This window comes from Actinomadura montaniterrae (genome assembly GCF_008923365.1).
GTDB lineage: Bacteria > Actinomycetota > Actinomycetes > Streptosporangiales > Streptosporangiaceae > Spirillospora > Spirillospora montaniterrae.
Genome location: NZ_WBMR01000126.1, coordinates 1 through 17,896, shown reverse-complemented (window position 1 = coordinate 17,896; position 17,896 = coordinate 1). Strand labels below are relative to the sequence as shown.

At 73.7% G+C, this 17,896-nt stretch carries 17 protein-coding genes; 8 read left to right on the top strand and 9 right to left on the bottom strand.

Translation table 11 applies throughout. The features are described from left to right. Positions 1-101 precede the first annotated feature (101 nt). From F9B16_RS32410 to F9B16_RS32390, 5 genes are read right to left on the bottom strand one after another with little or no spacing between them, the layout of a single operon-like run. On the bottom strand, positions 102-1,136 hold the full coding sequence (locus F9B16_RS32410; RefSeq protein WP_225992138.1) for an SMP-30/gluconolactonase/LRE family protein: 1,035 nt from the start codon (positions 1,134-1,136) through the stop codon (positions 102-104). Next, entirely contained in the window at positions 1,133-2,287 is a 1,155-nt protein-coding gene (locus F9B16_RS32405; protein ID WP_151544034.1) for an acyl-CoA dehydrogenase family protein, read from the bottom strand. Before F9B16_RS32405 ends, F9B16_RS32410 begins: the two co-directional genes overlap by 4 nt. Next, positions 2,287-2,928 (bottom strand): carboxymuconolactone decarboxylase family protein, encoded by a 642-nt coding sequence (locus tag F9B16_RS32400; RefSeq protein ID WP_151544033.1) that lies wholly within the window; start codon positions 2,926-2,928, stop codon positions 2,287-2,289. Before F9B16_RS32400 ends, F9B16_RS32405 begins: the two co-directional genes overlap by 1 nt. Beyond that, positions 2,912-3,493 carry a VOC family protein gene (locus F9B16_RS32395; RefSeq protein ID WP_151544032.1) on the bottom strand — a complete coding sequence of 194 codons (582 nt, stop codon included), beginning with the start codon at positions 3,491-3,493 and terminating at the stop codon, positions 2,912-2,914. The genes F9B16_RS32400 and F9B16_RS32395 overlap by 17 nt, the downstream gene beginning before the upstream one ends. Before the next feature lie 14 nt (positions 3,494-3,507). After that, a complete protein-coding gene (locus F9B16_RS32390; RefSeq protein WP_151544031.1) occupies positions 3,508-5,031 on the bottom strand; it encodes a long-chain-fatty-acid--CoA ligase in 1,524 nt (507 codons plus the stop codon). A gap of 132 nt (positions 5,032-5,163) precedes the next feature. On the opposite strand from F9B16_RS32390, the gene F9B16_RS32385 reads away from it, so the two are divergent. The 4 genes from F9B16_RS32385 (at position 5,164) to F9B16_RS32370 (ending at position 9,298) form a co-directional block, all read left to right on the top strand. Next, positions 5,164-5,808, top strand: a complete 645-nt coding sequence (locus F9B16_RS32385) for a TetR/AcrR family transcriptional regulator (RefSeq protein WP_151544030.1) — start codon at positions 5,164-5,166, stop codon at positions 5,806-5,808. A gap of 23 nt (positions 5,809-5,831) precedes the next feature. After that, positions 5,832-6,242: a nuclear transport factor 2 family protein gene (locus tag F9B16_RS32380; RefSeq protein ID WP_151544029.1), complete on the top strand. Its 411-nt coding sequence runs from the start codon at positions 5,832-5,834 to the stop codon at positions 6,240-6,242. Beyond that, positions 6,239-7,558 carry a phosphotransferase family protein gene (locus tag F9B16_RS32375; RefSeq protein WP_151544028.1) on the top strand — a complete coding sequence of 440 codons (1,320 nt, stop codon included), beginning with the start codon at positions 6,239-6,241 and terminating at the stop codon, positions 7,556-7,558. Before F9B16_RS32380 ends, F9B16_RS32375 begins: the two co-directional genes overlap by 4 nt. 153 nt (positions 7,559-7,711) lie before the next feature. Beyond that, positions 7,712-9,298 (top strand): purple acid phosphatase family protein, encoded by a 1,587-nt coding sequence (locus tag F9B16_RS32370; protein ID WP_225992137.1) that lies wholly within the window; start codon positions 7,712-7,714, stop codon positions 9,296-9,298. Positions 9,299-9,477: 179 nt separating this feature from the next. Here F9B16_RS32370 and F9B16_RS32365 read toward each other — a convergent pair whose 3' ends face one another. From F9B16_RS32365 to F9B16_RS32355, 3 genes are all read right to left on the bottom strand, one after another. Then, the gene (locus F9B16_RS32365) at positions 9,478-10,080 is read right to left on the bottom strand and encodes a cysteine hydrolase family protein (RefSeq protein ID WP_151544027.1); all 603 of its coding nucleotides are present in this window, start codon (positions 10,078-10,080) and stop codon (positions 9,478-9,480) included. Positions 10,081-10,165: 85 nt separating this feature from the next. Beyond that, positions 10,166-11,140, bottom strand: coding sequence for a GlxA family transcriptional regulator (locus F9B16_RS32360; protein ID WP_151544026.1), 975 nt, complete (start codon positions 11,138-11,140; stop codon positions 10,166-10,168). An 82-nt stretch (positions 11,141-11,222) separates the two neighbouring features. After that, positions 11,223-12,758 (bottom strand): MFS transporter, encoded by a 1,536-nt coding sequence (locus tag F9B16_RS32355; protein WP_225992136.1) that lies wholly within the window; start codon positions 12,756-12,758, stop codon positions 11,223-11,225. Positions 12,759-13,053: 295 nt separating this feature from the next. On the opposite strand from F9B16_RS32355, the gene F9B16_RS32350 reads away from it, so the two are divergent. Beyond that, the gene (locus F9B16_RS32350) at positions 13,054-14,253 is read left to right on the top strand and encodes an MBL fold metallo-hydrolase (protein WP_151544024.1); all 1,200 of its coding nucleotides are present in this window, start codon (positions 13,054-13,056) and stop codon (positions 14,251-14,253) included. A 12-nt stretch (positions 14,254-14,265) separates the two neighbouring features. Here the strand turns inward: F9B16_RS32350 and F9B16_RS32345 are convergent, their stop codons facing one another. Next, the gene (locus F9B16_RS32345) at positions 14,266-15,201 is read right to left on the bottom strand and encodes a hydroxymethylglutaryl-CoA lyase (RefSeq protein ID WP_151544023.1); all 936 of its coding nucleotides are present in this window, start codon (positions 15,199-15,201) and stop codon (positions 14,266-14,268) included. 23 nt (positions 15,202-15,224) lie between these two features. Between F9B16_RS32345 and F9B16_RS32340 the strand changes: the two genes are divergently transcribed. The 3 genes from F9B16_RS32340 to F9B16_RS32330 form a co-directional block, all read left to right on the top strand. Then, positions 15,225-15,875 carry a GntR family transcriptional regulator gene (locus F9B16_RS32340; RefSeq protein ID WP_151544022.1) on the top strand — a complete coding sequence of 217 codons (651 nt, stop codon included), beginning with the start codon at positions 15,225-15,227 and terminating at the stop codon, positions 15,873-15,875. Continuing rightward, positions 15,872-17,062 (top strand): CaiB/BaiF CoA transferase family protein, encoded by a 1,191-nt coding sequence (locus F9B16_RS32335; protein ID WP_151544021.1) that lies wholly within the window; start codon positions 15,872-15,874, stop codon positions 17,060-17,062. The genes F9B16_RS32340 and F9B16_RS32335 overlap by 4 nt, the downstream gene beginning before the upstream one ends. A gap of 64 nt (positions 17,063-17,126) precedes the next feature. Next, positions 17,127-17,896, top strand: a 770-nt coding sequence (locus tag F9B16_RS32330; RefSeq protein ID WP_192809096.1) for an ATP-binding protein, incomplete at its 3' end; no start/stop codon positions are given.

The following is a 17,896-nucleotide window of genomic DNA, read 5'->3' as shown; positions in this document are numbered from 1 at the left end:
AGCTCACGGGACGCTGGGCGGACTACCGGCTGAAGAGGTGGTCACGGCCTTCGTTGGTTTGCGGCGAGTCGTCGTTGTGGGACGGCGACTCGCCGCGAGGGTCAGGCGTGGTTGAGGTGGAGGCCGGGGTAGGGCCAGTTCTCGATTTTCAGGAGGTGGCCGGTGCTGGAGGCGGTGACGTAGGCGGTGCGCATGTCGGGGCCGCCCCAGGTGATGTTGGTGATGCCGGGGTCGTCGTCCACGTTGATGTCGACGAAGCGGACGAGGTCGCCGTCCGGGCCGATGATCGAGATGCCGGCGTGGACCATGGACGCGACGCAGACGTTGCCGTGGCCGTCGACGCCGAGCGAGTCGAAGTTGACGTAGTCGGGGGCGGTGTAGAGGAAGTTGCCGCCGCCGGAGCCGCCGAGGGAGCGGCCGCCCTTGATCTCGCCGGGGGCGGTGACGTCCCACCACCAGACGCGGGCCGTGTAGGTCTCGCTGACGTAGAGGCGGGTGCCGTCGGGCGACAGGCCGATGCCGTTCGGGCCCTCCATGCCGCCGGCGATCTGCTTGATGGACGAGCCGTCCGCCTTGGCGTAGTAGAGGCGGCCCTTGTCGCCGGTGACGCCGTCGCTCTTGCCGTAGTCGGTGAAGTAGATGCCGCCGTGGGCGTCGACGACGAGGTCGTTGGGGCCGCGCAGCGGGACGCCGTCCGCCTCGGTGTAGAGGGTCTCGACGGAGCCGTCGGACAGGTCGACGGCCTGGAGGCTGCCGGTGGTGTAGTCGTCGGGGATGCCGCCGGCGAAGACGAAGCCGCCGACCTCGAAGCGGCGCAGGCCGCCGGAGTTGGCGATGTAGACGCGGCCGTCCGGGCCGAGCGCGGAGCCGTTGGGGCCGCCGCCGGTCGTCGCGGCGACCGACGTGGTGCCGTCCGGCTTGACACGGGTGAGGGTGCCGCGGTGGATCTCGACGACCAGCACGTCGCCGTCCGGCAGGACCGTCGGGCCCTCCGGGAACAGCAGCCCGCTCGCCAGCTTGGTGATCTTCATGTGCTTTCCTTTTCGCGGACGGCCGGCCGCGGCCGCCGTCCGTGTCGGGCCGAGGACGGCGGCCAGGCCGATGCCGGAGATCAGGGTCCGGCGGGTGAGGCTCACGCCATCGCCTTGAGGATCCGGCGGGCGGTGCTCTGGATGTGGACCTCGTCGGGGCCGTCGTAGAGGCGGGCCTCGCGGGCGTGCCGGTACATGCGCGACAGCGGGAGGTCGTCGGTGAGGCCGGCGGCGCCGTGGACCTGGACGGCCCGGTCGACGACGTTGTGCAGCATCCGCGCGCCGACGACCTTGATCGCGCCGATCTCGATGCGTGCCTGGTCGCCGGCGTCGATCTGCTCGGCGGCCTGGAGGGTGAGCAGGCGGGACGCCTGGATCTCGGTGTAGGAGTCGAACACGTGCTGCTGCATCAGCTGCTTCGCCGACAGCGGCTCGCCGAACGCGACGCGGGTGCCGAGCCGGTCGCACATCAGCTCGAACGCGCGCTGCGCCTGGCCGAGCCAGCGCATGCAGTGGAAGATGCGGCCGGGGCCGAGGCGGTCCTGGGCGATGACGAAGCCGTGCCCGCGCGGGCCGAGGAGGTGGTCCGCGGGGACGCGGACGTCCTCGTAGGCGACCTCGTAGTGCCCGCCGTTGAGGCCCAGGACGGGCGTCTCGCGGACGATCCGGTACCCCGGCGTGTCCGTCGGCACGATGATCATGCTGAACGCGCGGTGCGGGGCGGTGCCCTCGGGCTCGGTGCGGCACATGACGGTGGTGTACGCGGCCTGCGCGGCGCCCGTCGTGAACCACTTGCGGCCGGTGATGATCCACTCGTCGCCGTCCAGGACGGCCTTCGTCTGCAGCTGGGTGGGGTCGGAGCCGGCATGGGCGGGCTCGGTCATGGCGAAGCTCGGCGACACCTCGCCCGCGACCATCGGGGCGAGGTAGCGGTCGCGCCAGCGGGGGCTCGCGTACTTGTGCAGCATCAGCGAGTCCTGGAGCGTGAACGTGCCGAGGGCGAGCTGCCCCCATTCGCTGCGTCCCTGCACCTCGTTGACGTACACGTAGTCGAGGAACGGCAGGCCGCCGCCGCCCAGCTCCTTGGGGTGGCCGAGCGCCCAGAGGCCCTCCTTCTTCGCCTCGTCGCGGAGGCGGAGGAGGGTGTCGCGGTCGCCGGCGTTGAGGGCGGGCTCGGCCGGCTCGACGCGCTCGGTCATGAACGCGTGGACGGCGTCGCGGACGCCCCGCACCCGGTCCGGGACGGGGAACAGCATCAGCTGCCCCCGGTGAGGTCGGCGGAGATGTCGCGGTTGCCGTAGCCCTCGGGGGCGGCGACCTCGACGATCGGTTCGGGACGGTCGTCGAACTCCAGCCGCAGCGCGCGCGACATCGTCGCGTGCATCTCGTACATGCAGGTGATGTAGGTGAGCTGCAGGATCTCCTTGTCGGACAGGTGCTTCTGCAGGATCTCGAACACCCGGTCCGGGACGCGGCCGCCGTCGAGGACGAGCCCGTCGGTGTAGGCGAGGACGGCGCGTTCCAGCTCGGAGTAGCAGTCGGCGGTCTGCCAGTGCGGGATGGACTCGATCTTGTCCTCGGACATGCCGAGCGCCCGCATCTGCTTGCAGTGCTGCGAGAACACGAACTGGCTGCCGCGCGCCCAGCCGGCCCGGCACTGGCCGAGCTCGCGCAGGACGGGGTCGAGGGAGGCGTTGCGGTAGAGGGCGAAGCCGCGGACGGCGTGCCGGAACACGTCGGGGTCCTGCGCGAACACCGTCCACCAGTCGCCGGGCGAGCCGGTCGCGGTGCCGTGGTCGACGGCCGGGTCGCGGTCGGGGGCGAACAGGTGGTCGTAGAAGAACAGGATGCGTTCGTCGGTGACCTCGGCGCGGGGGATCTCACGCAGGCGCGGCATTGCTCTTCTCCTTGGGGGCGGTGCGGTCGGCGGCGGTCTTCGGCGTGTGCGAGACGTCGGACTCGTCGAAGGTGCGGGTCCAGCAGGCGAACTCCAGGAGGATCCCGTCGGGGTCCTGGAAGTAGAAGGAGCGGACGAACACGCCGTCGTCGAACGTCGGTGCCACGCCCCACTCGCTGTCGTCGTGGTTGAGGATCGGGCTGACCTCGACGCCCTTCTCCTGGAGCCTCGTCCGGTACTCCTCGAACTTCTCGACGGGGACGTGGAACGCGACGTGGTTCATCGACCCGACGGCGCTGAGCAGCTCGCCCTGCTCGGGACGGGTCTTCGGCGCGGAGATGCCGGGGACGCCGTCGGGCGCGTCCGGGAACCAGAAGAACGCGACGCAGTCGCCGCCGCCGCAGTCGAAGAAGAAGTGCTGCCCCATCCCGGCGGGCAGGTCGAGGGTCTTGATCAGCGGCATGCCGAGGACGCCGGAGTAGAAGTCGATCGTGCGCTGCATGTCGGACGAGACGAGCGCGAGGTGGTTGATCCCACCAAGGTCGAACTCTTTGTTCGCGGGCATTCGGGGTGCCTCCTTCAGAGGGGAGCGGCGTAGCGGGTGCGCAGGTCGCGCTTGAGGACCTTCCCCGCGACGTTGCGCGGGAGCTCGTCGACCACCTCGACGCGGCGGGGGACCTTGTAGCCGCCGAGGTGCTCGCGGGCGAAGGCGATGACGTCGCCGGGCGCGGCGGACGCGCCGGGCCGCAGCACGACGGCGGCGCAGACGGCCTCGCCCCAGCGCGGGTCGGGGACGCCGAAGACGGCCGCGTCGGCGACGTCGGGGTGCCGGTACAGGACCTGCTCGACCTCGCGGGAGGCGACGTTCTCGCCGCCCGTGATGATCATGTCCTTGATGCGGTCCACGATGTAGACCATGCCCTCGGCGTCGCGGCGGACAACGTCGCCGGTGCGGAACCAGCCGTCCCGGAACGCCTCGGCGGTCAGCTCGGGTTCGCGCCAGTAGCCGCGCATCACCTGGTCGCAGCGGACGACCATCTCGCCGGGCTCGCCGGGCGGGACGTCGTCGAAGTCCGGGTCGACGATCCGGATGTCGGCGAGGTCCATGACGCGTCCGGCGGCGGCGAGCAGGTGGGTCTCGCCGGCGGCGGCGCGGCGGTGCTCGGCGGTCCCGAAGTACAGGATGTTGCCGCCGAGCTCGCTCATGCCGAAGCCCTGGTAGAAGTCGCAGCCGAGGACGTCCATGCCGCGCCGCAGCACCTCGGCGGGGATGGCGGACGCGCCGTACCCGATCGCCTCCAGCGTGCCGAGGTCGTGGTCCTCGATGCCGGGGTGGCCCAGCAGGAACGCGATCATCGTCGGGGCGAGGCCGGTCTGGGTGACCTTCCAGTCGGCGACGAGCCGCAGGAACGTCTCGTTGTCGTAGGAGCGGACGATCCCGACGGTGGCCGAGCGCAGGTGGTTGACGAGGACCGCGTACCCGCCGACGTGGCAGAGCGGGAAGCAGAACAGGAACACGCTCTCGTCGGGGATCTCCCACTGGGACGCCGAGCTGATCACGCCGGTGGCGAGGTTGCGGTGGCTGAGCATGACGCCCTTGGGCGTGCCGGTCGTCCCGCTGGTGTAGACGAGCCAGGCGATGGAGTCCTCGTCGGGGCGGGGCGGCTCGGTGGCGGGCGCCGCCGCGACGAGGTCGGCATAGGCCCGGTCGCCGCCGCCGTCCAGGCCGACGACGACCTTCACGCCGGGCATCTCGTGCCGGTGCTCGGCCATGGCGTCGAGGTACTCGCCGCTGACGACCAGCACGGACGCCTGCGCATGCTCGACCAGCGCGGTGATCTCGGACGGGTGGAGCCGGTGGTTGAGAAACGTCAGCGCCATCCCGGCGGCGGGGACGCCGTAGTAGAGGTCGACGTACTCGGGCCGGTTGCCCGACAGGACGGCGACGCGGTCGCCGGGCTCGGCGATGGTCCGCAGCGCGTTGGCGGCCCGGCGGACCCGGTCCCGCAGCTCCGCGTAACCGATCACCTGGTCCTCGAACCGGAGCGCGGCGCGTTCCGGGTGCTTGCGCGCCGCGTACTCGACGATGTCGCTGATCAGCATGGCCGCACCGGCGCCTCCCCGAAGTTGACTTGACAGTCATATCAACTTGCTCGATGCTCGGATACTGTTCCTGCGAACATCGGCTTGTCAAGCCCCCGCGGGGCGGCGGTCCACGGCGAAAGGAACCACGGCATGGCGGACACGGGTGCCGGCGAGAACGCGCAGGCGCCGCTGACCGAGCGCGGCGCCCGCACCAGGGAGCGCCTCATCGCCGCGGCACGCGAGGTCTTCGAGGAGCGCGGCTTCCTCGACACCCGGGTCGCGCACATCGCCCGGCACGCCAAGGTGGCCTACGGCTCCTTCTACACGTACTTCCCGTCCAAGGAGGCCGTCTTCCTGGAGGTCGCCGACCGGCTGTTCGAGGACATGACGCGGCACTCCTTCACCACCGGCGACCCCGGCACCGACTCCGCCGAGCCCGCCGCGCGCGTGCGCCGCGCCAACCGCTCCTACTACGAGGCGTACCGGCGCAACGCCAAGATGATGGCGATCATCGAGCAGGTCTCCACGTTCAACGAGGAGTTCCAGGAGATGCGGCGCAAGCACCGCGCCGAGTCCGTCGGACGGTCCGCGCGGGCGATCGAACGCTGGCAGCGCGCCGGGCTTGTCGACCCGGACCTCGACCCGGAGATGACGGCGCGCGCGCTGGCCGCGATGGTCGACCACTCGCTGTACCTGTGGCTCGTCCAAGGCGACGACACGTCCGACACCGAACGGCTCCTGGACACCCTCGACGCCCTCAACGTCCGGGCCCTCGGCCTGCGCCCCACCCCCTGAGAACTCCCCCGAAGGAGACCCGCGTGTACGAGGAACTCGCCGACCGCTTCATCGCCGCCATCACCGGCGGCGACGTCGACACGCTCCGCTCCCTCTACGCGCCCGGCGCGCTGATCTGGCACAACGGCCCCGGTGCCGGCGGCGGTTCGGAGCAGAGCGTGGACGACAACCTCCGCACGCTGCGCTGGCTGTCGCGCAACCTCGGCGACTTCCGCTACGAGGAGATCCGCCGGGACGCGCTGCCCGGCGGGTACGTCCAGCGGCACGTCCTGCGCGGCACCCTCCCGGACGGGTCGCCGCTGGAGATCGCCGCGTGCCTGTTCGTCACCGTTGACGGCGACGGGCGCATCGCGCGCATCGAGGAGTACGCCGACACCCGCGGCAGCGACCCGCTGCGCGACCTCGCCGCCGCCCAGCGCGCGGCCCGCGCATGACCGCGCTGGAGTCCGCGCTCGCCGCCCGGCTCGGCGCGGACGTCACCGGCCTGCACCGGCTGTCCGGCGGCGCGAGCCGCGAGACCTGGTCGTTCGACGCGGACGGCCGCGCCCTGATCCTGCGCCGCGACCCGCCGACCTCGCCCGACGCGGAGGCGATGGCGCGGGAGGCCGCGCTGCTGGCGTCCGCCGCGCGCGCCGGCGTCCCCGTCCCGTCCCTGGTCGACCACGGCGACGACCTCGCCGGCACCCCGTTCCTGATCATGGAGCGGCTGGCCGGGGAGACGATCCCGCGCCGGCTGCTGCGCGACGAGGCGTTCGCCGCCGTCCGGCCCCGGCTGGCCCGCGACCTCGGCGGCGTCCTCGCCCGGCTGCACACGATGGAGCCCGTCCCCGGCCTGCCGGACGACGACCCGCTCGCCGCGATCACCGCCTACTACGAGGCGTTCGACGAGCCGCGCCCCGCCGTCGAGCTGGTGCTGCGGTGGCTGCGCGAGAACCGGCCCGCCGCGTCCGGCCGGCGCACCGTCGTGCACGGCGACTTCCGCAACGGCAACCTGATGATCGCGCCGGACGGCGTCACCGGCGTCCTGGACTGGGAGCTCACCCACGTCGGCGACCCCGCCGAGGACCTCGGCTGGGTGTGCGTGAAGGCGTGGCGGTTCGGCTCCCCGCATCCCGCCGGCGGGTTCGGCTCCCGCGAGGACCTGCTCGCCGGCTACGCCGACGCCGGCGGCACCCCGCCCACCCTTGAAGAACTGCGCTGGTGGGAGGTCTACGGCACGCTCCGCTGGACGATCCTCTGCCGCCACCAGGCCGAACGCTTCCTCAGCGGGTCCGACACGTCGATCGAGTACGCCGTGCTGGGACGGAAGGTCTGCGAGCAGGAGCACGACATGCTGCTCGCGCTCGGCCTGACGTCGCCCGTCACCGTCGAGGACCCGCTCGCCGCGTCACCGGCCACGGCGGACGGCTCGGCGCCGCACGACCGGCCCGGCGCGTCCGCGCTGATCGACGCCGTCGGCGCGTTCCTGCTGGAGGCGGAGCAGCCCGACGAGCGGCTGCGCTTCCATGCCCGCGTCGCCGCGTCCGCGCTGCGCATCGCGCGCCGCGAGCTGCTGCTGGGCGAGGCCCACCAAGCCGCACACGCCGCCCGCTTGCGGAAACTCGGCTGCGAATCCGACGCCGACCTGGCGGCCGCCATCCGCGAGGGCACCCTCGACGACCGCCGCGACGAGGTGGTCGGCGCGATCCGCGCCTCCGTCGTCGACAAGCTCACCGTCGCCAACCCGCGCCACCTGGCCCTCCCCGGCTGACGCGGCGCACCGTCCCGCCCGCGCCGCGGCGGGCGGGACGTCCCGCCGGGACGTCCCTGCGGGGCGAACGGTGATCTCGCCGTCGGCGGGCGTACGCCGTCCGTTCATGTCGCGGACGCCCGCGCGCACGCATCGTTCGCCACCCTAACGAACGTGAACACTCCTCGCATGGGCATCCCCCAGCGGCTCGCCGAGCGCATGAGCATGGCCGAGCAGCACGAATACCTCCACTCGAAGTTCTCCCGCCGCGGCCTGCTGCGCGGCGGCGCGGTCGCCGCCGGCTCCCTCGCCGCCGGCGGCCTGCTCACCGGCAACGCCAACGCGGCCTCCCCGTCCGCCCCGCGGCTCCTCGCCCCGTCCGCCGAGCAGGTCGACGGCTCACTCGTCGCGCCGATCGGCCGGCACCTGGCGTTCGGCGCCGACCCGCGGACGCAGATGACCGTGTCCTGGCAGGTCCCCGTCCCGGTGAAGAAGCCGTTCCTGCGCATCGGCACCCACCCGTGGAACCTCTCGCAGCGCATCCAGGCGGAGGTCCGCAGCCTCCACACCCCGGCCGGAGTCGGGTCGAGCCCCGATTACACGCAGTACTACCTGCACGTCCAGCTCGACCGGCTGCACCCCGGCACCACCTACTACTACGGCGTCGGGCACGACGGCTTCGACCCCGCGAGCTCCCACCTCGCCGGGACGATCGGGACCTTCACCACCGCCCCCGCGCGGTCGTCGAAGTTCACCTTCACGGCGTTCGGTGACCAGGGCGTCAGCTACCACGCGCTCGCCAACGACAGCCTGATCCTCGGCCAGAACCCGGCGTTCCACCTGCACGCGGGCGACATCTGCTACGCCGACCCGTCCGGGTCGGGCCAGACCAGCGACTCCTTCGACGTCCGGACGTGGGACCAGTTCCTCGCCCAGACCGAGACGGTCGCCAAGCAGGTGCCGTGGATGGTCGGGTACGGCAACCACGACATGGAGGCCTGGTTCTCGCCCAACGGGTACGGCGGCGAGGAGGCCCGGTTCCAGCTTCCCGGGAACGGTCCAGACCCGAAGAACCTGCCGGGCGTCTACACGTTCGTCTACGGCAACACCGCGGTCATCTCGCTGGACGCCAACGACGTCTCCTACGAGATCCCCGCGAACCAGGGCCTCTCCAAGGGCAAGCAGACGGCGTGGCTGGAGGCGCAGCTCAAGTCGCTGCGGGCGCGGCGCGGCATCGACTTCATCGTGGTGTTCTTCCACCACTGCGCGTTCTCCACGACGAACCAGCACGCCTCGGAGGGCGGCGCGCGCGACGCGTGGGTGCCGCTGTTCGAGAAGTACCAGGTCGACCTGGTCGTGAACGGCCACAACCACGTCTACGAGCGCACCGACGCCATCAAGGGCAACGCGGTCGGCCGGCAGGTGCCGATCGGCGGCACGGCCCGTCCGGAGAGCGACGGCGTCGTGTACGTGACGGCGGGCGGCGCGGGCAGGAGCCTCTACAGCTTCCCGGTGCCGGACTCCTACGAGGGCAACGAGAAGCCGCTCGACTCCGTCGCCACCTACGTGTGGGACAAGGGCGGCAACAAGGTGCCGGAGACGGTCCACTGGTCGCGGGTGCGGTTCACCGGCTACTCGTTCATCCGCGTGGACGTGACGCCGGCGCCGCGCGGCCGGACCTCGACGCTGTCCGTGCGGGCGCTGGCCGAGAACGGCACCGAGGTCGACCGCTTCACGATCGCCCGCCCGTCCCGCGCCTGAGGCCGTCCGGTCTCAGCGCCCGCACGCGCCCGGGCGTCCGCTCCGCCCGGGCCCGGCCCCCCGCACCACGCGCCCGGGCGCTCGCTCCGCCCGGCTCGGGGCGCCGTACCTCGCGGCGGGACGCCCCCCCGGCACCGGCGGCCCGTCCCCGGCGGGACGGGCCGGCGCGACGGCGCGGGTCAGGCGGGCAGGTCGGTCACGCGGGGGGCGACCAGGCCGAACAGGTCGCCGATCGTGGTGAGGGCCGCGGCGTGCAGGGCGTCCGCCGCGATCGGCGCGCCGTCCGGGCCCGCCAGCGGACGCGTCGCGCACGCCTCCGCGACGACGGTCGGCCGGTAGCCGAGGTTGAAGGCGCCCTGCGCGGTGAACTGGACGCACATGTGGGTCATGAAACCGGCCAGGATCAGGTCGGGTCCGGCGTCGAGGCGGCGCAGCACGTCGAGCAGGTCGGTGTCGTGGAACGAGTTCGGGAACCCCTTCACCACGACCGTCTCGCCGTCGCGGGGCGCGGCGGGGTCGGCGATCCGGCCGATCTCGGCGCGGATGTCGTACGGGCTGCCCTCACCGCCGTCGTTGACGACGTGCACCACCGGCGTCCCGGCGGCGCGGGCGCGGTCGAGCAGCCGGGACGCGGCCTCCAGCGCCCGGTCGGCGCCGGGCAGCGCCATGACGCCGGTCCGGTAGGTGTTCTGGAAGTCGATCATGATCAGGGTGGCGGTGGACAGCGCGGGCGGCGCGCCGTCCAGGCCGATCACGTCGCGCAGGGTCGTCGAAACGGTCATCTCGTCCTCCTGGAGCATTCAGGGAATCGGAATTCGGGCAGGGCCGGGCACCGGCCTGACCGGCCGGTACGCGGAGAATGCGAGGTCAGGCGGCGGTGCGGAACCGCCGCCGGTAGGCCGCCGGGGTCGTGCCGAGGCGCCGCCTGAACGCCCGGTGCAGCGTCTCCACCGAGCCGAGGCCGCACGCGGCGGCGACCCGGTCGAGCGGCTCGTCGGTGCCCTCCAGCAGCCGGCGCGCCGCCTCCACCCGCGCCGCCTCGACGTAGGCCGCCGGGGTGGCGCCGGTCTCGCGGCGGAAGACGCGGGTGAAGTGCCGCTCGCTGAGGCACATCCGCTCGGCGAGCGCCGCCGCCGACAGGTCCGCGGACGGGTTCGCGGTGATCCAGGCGCGCAGCTCGTCGATGTCGCGGCGCTCGGCGGGCGCCTGCCACAGCGGGACGCTGAACTGGCTCTGCCCGCCCTGCCGCTTGAGGTACATGACGAGCTGCCGCGCGACCTTCAGCGCGAGGCGTTCGCCGTGGTCCTCGGCGACGAGGGCGAGCGCGAGGTCCATGCACGCGCTGATCCCGGCGCCCGTCCACACGTTCCCGGACCGGACGTAGATCGGGTCGGGGTCCACGACGACGTCGGGGTGGTCGGCGGCGAGCCGGTCGGCGGTGGCCCAGTGCGTCGTCGCCGTCCGGCCCGCGAGCAGGCCGGCCGCCGCGAGCAGGTGCGCGCCGACGCAGACGGACGCGACGCGGCGGGCGTGCCGGGCGGTGCCGGCGATCCAGCGGACCAGGTCCGGGTCGATCACCGGCGCGCCGGCGCGGTCCACGGCGCCGGGCACCACGAGGGTGTCGACCCGGTCCCCGACCTGGTCGAACGTCAGGTCGGTGGCGAGCCGGACGCCGGCGCTGGTGCGCACCTGGCCGCCGTCCGGCCCGGCGAGCAGCACCTCGTACGGCGTGCCGCCGGACATCTCCCGGTTCGCGACCGCGAAGACCTCCGCGGGCCCGGTGACGTCGAGGAGGTCGACGTCGGGGAACACGGCGATGACGACACGGTGCGAAGCGGACATGCCTCCATTGTCGCGGGCGTGCCCGATGACCGCCATGACCAGGTTCTGGCATATCCGGCCATCGGGACCGCCCCCGTCCTGCTCAGGCGGCGGCGGGGACCTCGGTGAGCACCGCGCGCTCGCTGGACTCGCGGAGCCAGAGCGCGGTGGCCAGCGCGGCGAGCAGCGACGCGGCCGCGCACAGCACGAGGCCGACGGAGAAGCCGTGCGCCAGCGCGTTGAGGGCGGCCTCGGCGGGCGGCCCCGGGATGCCGAGGACGGCGAACGGGCCGCCCTTGTCCGCGGCGGCCGTCGCGGCGGCGACCTGCGGCGCGGGCGTCCCCGCCGACGCGAGCCGGCCGGGCAGGGCGCCGGTGGCGGCGCTGAGCGCGACCGCGCTGACGACGGACGGGCCGACGCACATGCCGAAGTCGCGGGCGGTGCTGATGGCCGCGCTCGCCATGCCCGTGTACGACAGCGGCACCGCGTCGATCGCCGCGGACGTCATCGCCGACACGATGAACAGGAAGCCGATGCCCTCCAGCAGCAGCGGCCCGACGTGGACGGCGAGGGACGCGTTCCCGATGGGCAGCGCCGCGAGCCAGAACTCGCCGGCCGACAGCAGGAGCAGGCCGCCGGTGACGAGGCGGCGCGCGCCGAACCGCCGCATCATGCGCGGCAGGACGGGGCCGAGCAGGCACGGCACGCCTTGCAGGATGACGAAGAACACCGCGGCGTGGATGCCGGTCTTGTGCTGCAGCGCGCCGATCCGGATGCTCAGCGCGTAGACGCTGCCGAGGAAGGAGAACATGCCGATGACGGCGGCGCCCGCGGCGGCGGAGAAGGCCGGGACGCGGAACACGGCCAGGTGCAGCATCGGCGCGGCGACCCGGCGTTCGATCAGGACGAACGCGACGAGCCCGGCGACGCCGGCGACCAGCGCGACGATGGTCCTCGGCGACGTCCAGGACACCCCGGCGCCCTCCACGATCCCGTAGAGCAGCGCGAACATGCCGACGGCGACGGCGGCCTGGCCGGGCCAGTCCAGCGAGCGCCCCTCGGGCGACTTCGACTCGCGCGCGAACAGGGCCGTCACCGCGAGGCTCAGCAGCGCGAGCGGCGCGACGAGGTAGAACGACGCGTGCCAGGAGACGTTCTCGGCGAGCGCCCCGCTGACGACGACGCCGAGCATGGTGCCGAGCGACATGCTGAGCGTCCAGGTGGCGACGCCGCGCGAGCGCTGCTCGGCGGTGGCCGCGCCGGCGACGGCGATGGCGAGCGAGGTCGGGATGAGCGCGCCCGCGCCGATGCCGGCGAGCGCCTGCCCGGCCCAGAGCTGGTGGACGCTGTGCGCGGACCCGGAGACCAGCGCGCCGGCGGCGAGGACGGCGGTGCCGCCGATGAGGACGCGGCGCCGTCCGAGCAGGTCGCCGAGCACGCCGAAGGACAGCTCGAGGATGGCGGTCGGCAGCAGGAACGCCGAGGTCACCCAGGCGAGCGCGACGCCGTCGGCGCCGAGGGACTCCTGGATGGTGCCGTTGATGGGCGCCGGGACGACGTTGGCGATCTGCGACACCATGATCGCCAGGCAGGCGGCGGCGAGCGTCCCGCCGCCGGAACGCCGTGAGGGTGGGTTCACTGGGGTGCTCCTTGGTGGGGAGCGGTTCTCCGCTCCGCAGTGGCCCCTAATGTGGCGACGAGCGGCCCGATTTGAGAAATTGATTCGCTGGATGCTGATCATCCGTGCGGCGGATGGGCGGCGGCGCGGGCGGGGCGGGACGCGGAGCCATCCGTCCCGTCGATGACCGGCATCCGGAATAACGATCACCCGCGGTCTGGTGGCGCGCCCGCGGCCTCTGCTTCCTTTGGTGGGCCCCCTGACCTGAGCGAACGCACCACGCCGGGCAGCATCCGTCGGCCGAAGGTTGGTACCCGTGTGCACCTGCGCATCCCACCCCGCTGAACACCCCGCTGAGCACCCCTCCGCAGAAGCCGCCCCGGCTCCCCGCGCCGCCGGGCGCCGGACGGTCCTCCGCGCCGCCGTCCTCGGCGGCGGTGCCGCCGCGCTCGCGGGCCTCACCGCGCAATCCGCGGACGCCGCACAGGCTGCGCCCGGCGGACGGCAGCCTGGCCATCGCGGCACGGAACTCGTCCTGCTCGGCACCGCGGGCGGGCCGCCGCCGCTCGCCGCCCGGACCGGCATCGCGTCCGCGCTGGTCGTCAACGGCCGCACCTACGTGATCGACGCCGGGCGCGGGGCCGTCACCCAGTTCATGCGGGCCGGGCTGTCGATGCCGTCCCTCGCGGGGATCTTCGTGACGCACCTGCACGCCGACCACACGGTGGACCTGTTCTCGTTCCCGCTGCTCAGCGCCGGTGTGGTGGGCAGGCAGGGCTTCCAGAAGCCGATCGACGTGTACGGGCCGGGCTCGGCGGGACGGCTGCCGGACGGCCCGCCACCCGGCTCCCACTGGGTCGGCGCGGACGATCCCGTCCCCGGCGTCGCGGCGCTGCTGCGGCTGTCGAACGCGGCGTTCGCCTACTCCACGAACGGCTTCATCGCCGAGCACATGGGCAGCGACCCGGCCGACTACGTCCGGGTCCACGAGATCCAGCCGCCCGCGTCGGCCGGGGCGAGCGCGTCGAACACCGCGCCGCGCATGGACCCGTTCCCGGTGATGGAGAACGACGACCTCAAGGTCACCGCGATCCTCGTCCCGCACGGCCCGGTGTTCCCGGCGCTCGCGTACCGGATCGAGACGGAGGACGGCGTCATCGTGTTCTCCGGCGACACGGCCCGCACGCCGAACGTCCCGCGGCTGGCGGCGGGCGCCGACGTCCTCGTCCACGAGGCCTTCCACCGGGACGCGGTCGCGGCGATCGGCTACCCGCCCGCGGTCGTCGAGCACATCGGCGCCGTCCACACGGAGGTGGGCGAGCTGGGTGCGGTCGGCGTCGAGGCGGACGCCCGGCACGTCGTGATCAGCCACATCACGCCGGCGGACCCGGCGGCCCTGTCGGACGCGGCCTGGCAGAAGGCCGCCGACCGCAGCGCCCGCAAGGCCCGCTACCGGGGCCGGATCACGCTCGGCACCGACCTCGCCCGCTTCCCCGTCGCCAAGCCCCGCCGCTAGCGCGGCCGCAGGTCAGGGGTAGCCGCCGGCGCGGCCGATCAGGGCGGGGGCGGGCGTGCCGAGCAGGTCCGCGAGCCAGGTGCCGGTCTCGGCGACGGCGGCCATGTCGAAGCCGGTCTCGACGCCGGAGCGGTGGAGGGCGTAGAGGAGGTCCTCGGTGGCGATGTTGCCCGTCGCGGCGGGCGCGAACGGGCAGCCGCCGAAGCCGCCGGTGCTGGCGTCGAGGGTGGTGACGCCGAGGTCGACGGCCGTGAGCGCGTTGGCGTAGCCGGTGTTGCGGGTGTTGTGGAAGTGGAACCGCAGCGGCGTGCCGGGGGCGGCCTCGCGGACGCGCGCGGTCAGGTCGCGGACCTGCGCCGGGACGCCCACGCCGATCGTGTCGGCGATCGCGATCTCGAAGGCGCCGGCGGCGTGCGCGCGGCGCGCGATCTCGGCGACGCGCTCGGGCGGCGTCTCGCCCTCGAAGGGGCAGCCGAACGCGACCGCGATCGTGACCCCGGCGGGGACGCTCGCGTCGTGCGCGGCGGCGGCGATGCCGTCCCAGGCGTCCAGCATCTCGGCCATGGTGCTGCCCTGGTTGCGCATGGAGAACGTGTCGGACGCGACGAGCACGACGTTCACCTCGTCGACGCCCGCCTCAAGGGCGCGGTCGAGGCCGCGCCGGTTGAGGACGAGCCCGCTGTAGGAGACGCCGTCGCGGCGCGGGACGCCCGCCATGACCTCCTCGGCGCCCGCCATCTGCGGGACGCGCTTGGGGTTGACGAACGAGACGGCCTCGATGCGGCGGGCGCCGGCGTCCACGCAGCGGGCGATGAAGGCGATCCGGTCGTCCGGGGCGAGCGCGCGGGCTTCGTTCTGCAGCCCGTCGCGGGGTCCCACTTCGAGGACTGTTGTATGCAACTTCGCCTCCAGCTTGCGAGTTTCGACCCTGATGTGACTATATTGCATGCAATCACAGCGAGGGAGGCGCGATGGCGCGGGCGACCGACGCGGCGTACGACGCGGTCCGGCGGATGATCCTGTCCGGCGAGGCGGCGGCGGGCAGCCGGCTCGGCGAGGCGGAGCTGGCCGAGGCGCTCGGGCTGTCGCGCACGCCCGTCCGGGAGGCGCTGCAGCGGCTCGGCGCGGACGGGCTCGTCGAGGTGCTGCCGCATCGCGGGGCGCGGGTCGTCCAGTGGACGCGGCGGGACCTGGAGGAGATCTTCGAGCTGCGGTCGCTGCTGGAGCCCTACGCGGCGGCGCGCGCGGCCCGGATGGCGCCCGGCGACGACGTCCTCGCCGACCTGCTCGCCCAGTGCGACGCGATGGAGGCGGCGGTCGCCGCCGGCGACCTCACCCGCGTCGCGCAGCTGAACTCGCTGTTCCACGCCGCGGTCATCGACGCGTCCCGCAACCGGCGGCTCCCGGCGATGCTGACGTCGGTCATGCACGCCCCCCTGATCGTCGGGACGTTCCGCCGGTACGACGCCGGCGCGATGGCCCGCAGCATGAACCACCACCGCGAGCTGGTCGCCGCATTGGCGGCCCGCGACCCCGGCTGGGCCGAGTCGGTGATGCGCGCGCACATCCGCGCCGCCGCGGCCAACCTGACCGGCGCGGACGAGACGGAGGAAGAACGATGACAGGTGCGCTCGGAGACCTCCGGGTCGTGGAGATGGGCCAGCTGCTCGCCGGCCCGTTCTGCGGGCAGCTGCTCGGCGACTTCGGCGCCGAGGTCGTCAAGATCGAGCCGCCGGGGTCCGGGGACCCGATGCGCGAGTGGGGCCGGGAGAAGCCGCACGGCATGTCGCTGTGGTGGCCGATCCTCGCCCGCAACAAGAAGTCGGTCACGCTGAACCTGCGCACGCCGGAGGGCCAGGCCCTCGCCCGGAAGATCATCGCGCAGGCGGACGTGCTGGTGGAGAACTTCCGCCCCGGCACCCTGGAGCGCTGGGGCCTCGCGCCCGCCGACCTGCAGAAGGAGAACCCGGGGCTGATCGTCACCCGCGTCACCGGCTACGGGCAGGACGGCCCGTACGCGCCGCGCGCGGGGTTCGGCTCGATCGGCGAGGCGATGGGCGGCATCCGGTACGTCACCGGCGACCCCGACAAGCCGCCGTCCCGGGCGGGCATCTCGCTGGGCGACGAGCTGGCCGGCACGTTCGCCGCGCTCGGCACCCTCGTCGCGCTGCACGCCCGGCACCGCACCGGCCGCGGGCAGATCGTCGACTCGGCCCTCTACGAGGCGGTCCTCGCGCTGATGGAGTCGCTCGTCCCGGAATGGGAGATCGCGGGCTACCAGCGGGAACGCACCGGGTCTGTGCTGCCGAACATCGCGCCGTCCAACGTCTACCCCACGCTGGACGGGCCCGTCCTCATCGCCGCGAACCGCGACACGATCTGGCGCCGGCTGGCCACGCTGATGGGCCGTCCCGAGCTCGGCGACGACGAGCGGTACGCGACGCACGGCGCGCGCGGCACCAACGCCGAGGAGCTGGACGAGCTGATCGGCGCGTGGACGGCGGGCCAGAGCTCCGACGCGCTGCTGGAGCTGCTGCACGAGAACGGCATCCCGGCCGGGCTCACCTACCGCGCGAAGGACATGCTCGCCGACCCGCACTACAAGGCCCGCGAGGCGATCATCCGGATGGCGCATCCCGACTTCGGCGACTTCCCGATGCACAACGTGTTCCCGAAGCTGTCCGACACGCCGGGCGAGGTGCGCGCGCTCGGCCCGTCCCTCGGCCAGCACAACGCGGAGGTCTACGGCGGCCTCCTCGGCCTGTCCGCCGGAGAGATCGCGTCGCTGCAGGAGGCCGGCACCATCTGAGACCTGCGCGGATGGGCCGCGTCCCACCGGGCATCCCTCCCGTCAGCGGCGGCGGGATGCGAGACTGGGAACCGGGGGAACGGCCATCTGCGCGCTGCCACGCTTCGTCGGCCGCGGCGGGGTCCTGGAGGACATCGGCGCCGCGCTGGACGGCGCGCGCGCCTCGCGCGGCGGGCTGCTGATCGTCACCGGCGAGCCCGGCATGGGCAAGACCCGGCTGGCGCAGGAGGCCGCCGCCCGCGCGGGCGGCCTCCGCGTCGTGTGGGCCGCCTGCCCGCCCCGCGCGGCGGCGCTGCGGCCGTGGGCGACGGTCGTCCGCGCGCTCGCCGGCGCCGGCACGTCCCCGTACCTCGACGCGCTCCTCGCGGGCGGCGACATCCCGGCCGGCGACCCCGAGACCGTCCGGTGGCGGCTGCCGCTCGACCTCGCCGACGTGCTGGAGGCGGCGTCCGCGCGCACGCCGCTGCTGATCGTCCTGGACGACCTGCACGACGCGGACGCGTCCTCGCTGCGGCTGCTGGCGGACCTGGAGCCCGCGCTGCACCGGATGCCGGTCGCCGTCCTCGCCACCGCGCGGGAGGACGAGACCGCCTGGCGGGGCCGCGCGGACGTCTGGGCGGCGCTGCTGCAGTCCGGCGCGTGGACCGCGCTGGAGCCGTTCACCGCCGGGGACGTCGCCGCGCTCGCCGCCGCGGCCGGCCCGGACCCGGCGCCCGGCGCCGTCCGGACGATCATGCGCCGCACCGGCGGCAACCCGCTGCTGGTCACCGAGCTGATCCGGCACGGGGCCGCGGGCGGGGCGGGCGCGCTCGGCGACGCCGTGCCCGCGTCGGT

Coding starts and splice junctions, on each gene's coding strand:
- F9B16_RS32405 (WP_151544034.1), bottom strand. CDS start 2,287: ATGCTGTTCCCCGTCCCGGACCGGGTGCGGGGCGTCCGCGACGCCGTC.
- F9B16_RS32375 (WP_151544028.1), top strand. CDS start 6,239: ATGACCGCGCTGGAGTCCGCGCTCGCCGCCCGGCTCGGCGCGGACGTC.
- F9B16_RS32400 (WP_151544033.1), bottom strand. CDS start 2,928: ATGCCGCGCCTGCGTGAGATCCCCCGCGCCGAGGTCACCGACGAACGC.
- F9B16_RS32340 (WP_151544022.1), top strand. CDS start 15,225: ATGGCGCGGGCGACCGACGCGGCGTACGACGCGGTCCGGCGGATGATC.
- F9B16_RS32335 (WP_151544021.1), top strand. CDS start 15,872: ATGACAGGTGCGCTCGGAGACCTCCGGGTCGTGGAGATGGGCCAGCTG.
- F9B16_RS32390 (WP_151544031.1), bottom strand. CDS start 5,031: ATGCTGATCAGCGACATCGTCGAGTACGCGGCGCGCAAGCACCCGGAA.
- F9B16_RS32385 (WP_151544030.1), top strand. CDS start 5,164: ATGGCGGACACGGGTGCCGGCGAGAACGCGCAGGCGCCGCTGACCGAG.
- F9B16_RS32360 (WP_151544026.1), bottom strand. CDS start 11,140: ATGTCCGCTTCGCACCGTGTCGTCATCGCCGTGTTCCCCGACGTCGAC.
- F9B16_RS32395 (WP_151544032.1), bottom strand. CDS start 3,493: ATGCCCGCGAACAAAGAGTTCGACCTTGGTGGGATCAACCACCTCGCG.
- F9B16_RS32345 (WP_151544023.1), bottom strand. CDS start 15,201: ATGCAATATAGTCACATCAGGGTCGAAACTCGCAAGCTGGAGGCGAAG.
- F9B16_RS32365 (WP_151544027.1), bottom strand. CDS start 10,080: ATGACCGTTTCGACGACCCTGCGCGACGTGATCGGCCTGGACGGCGCG.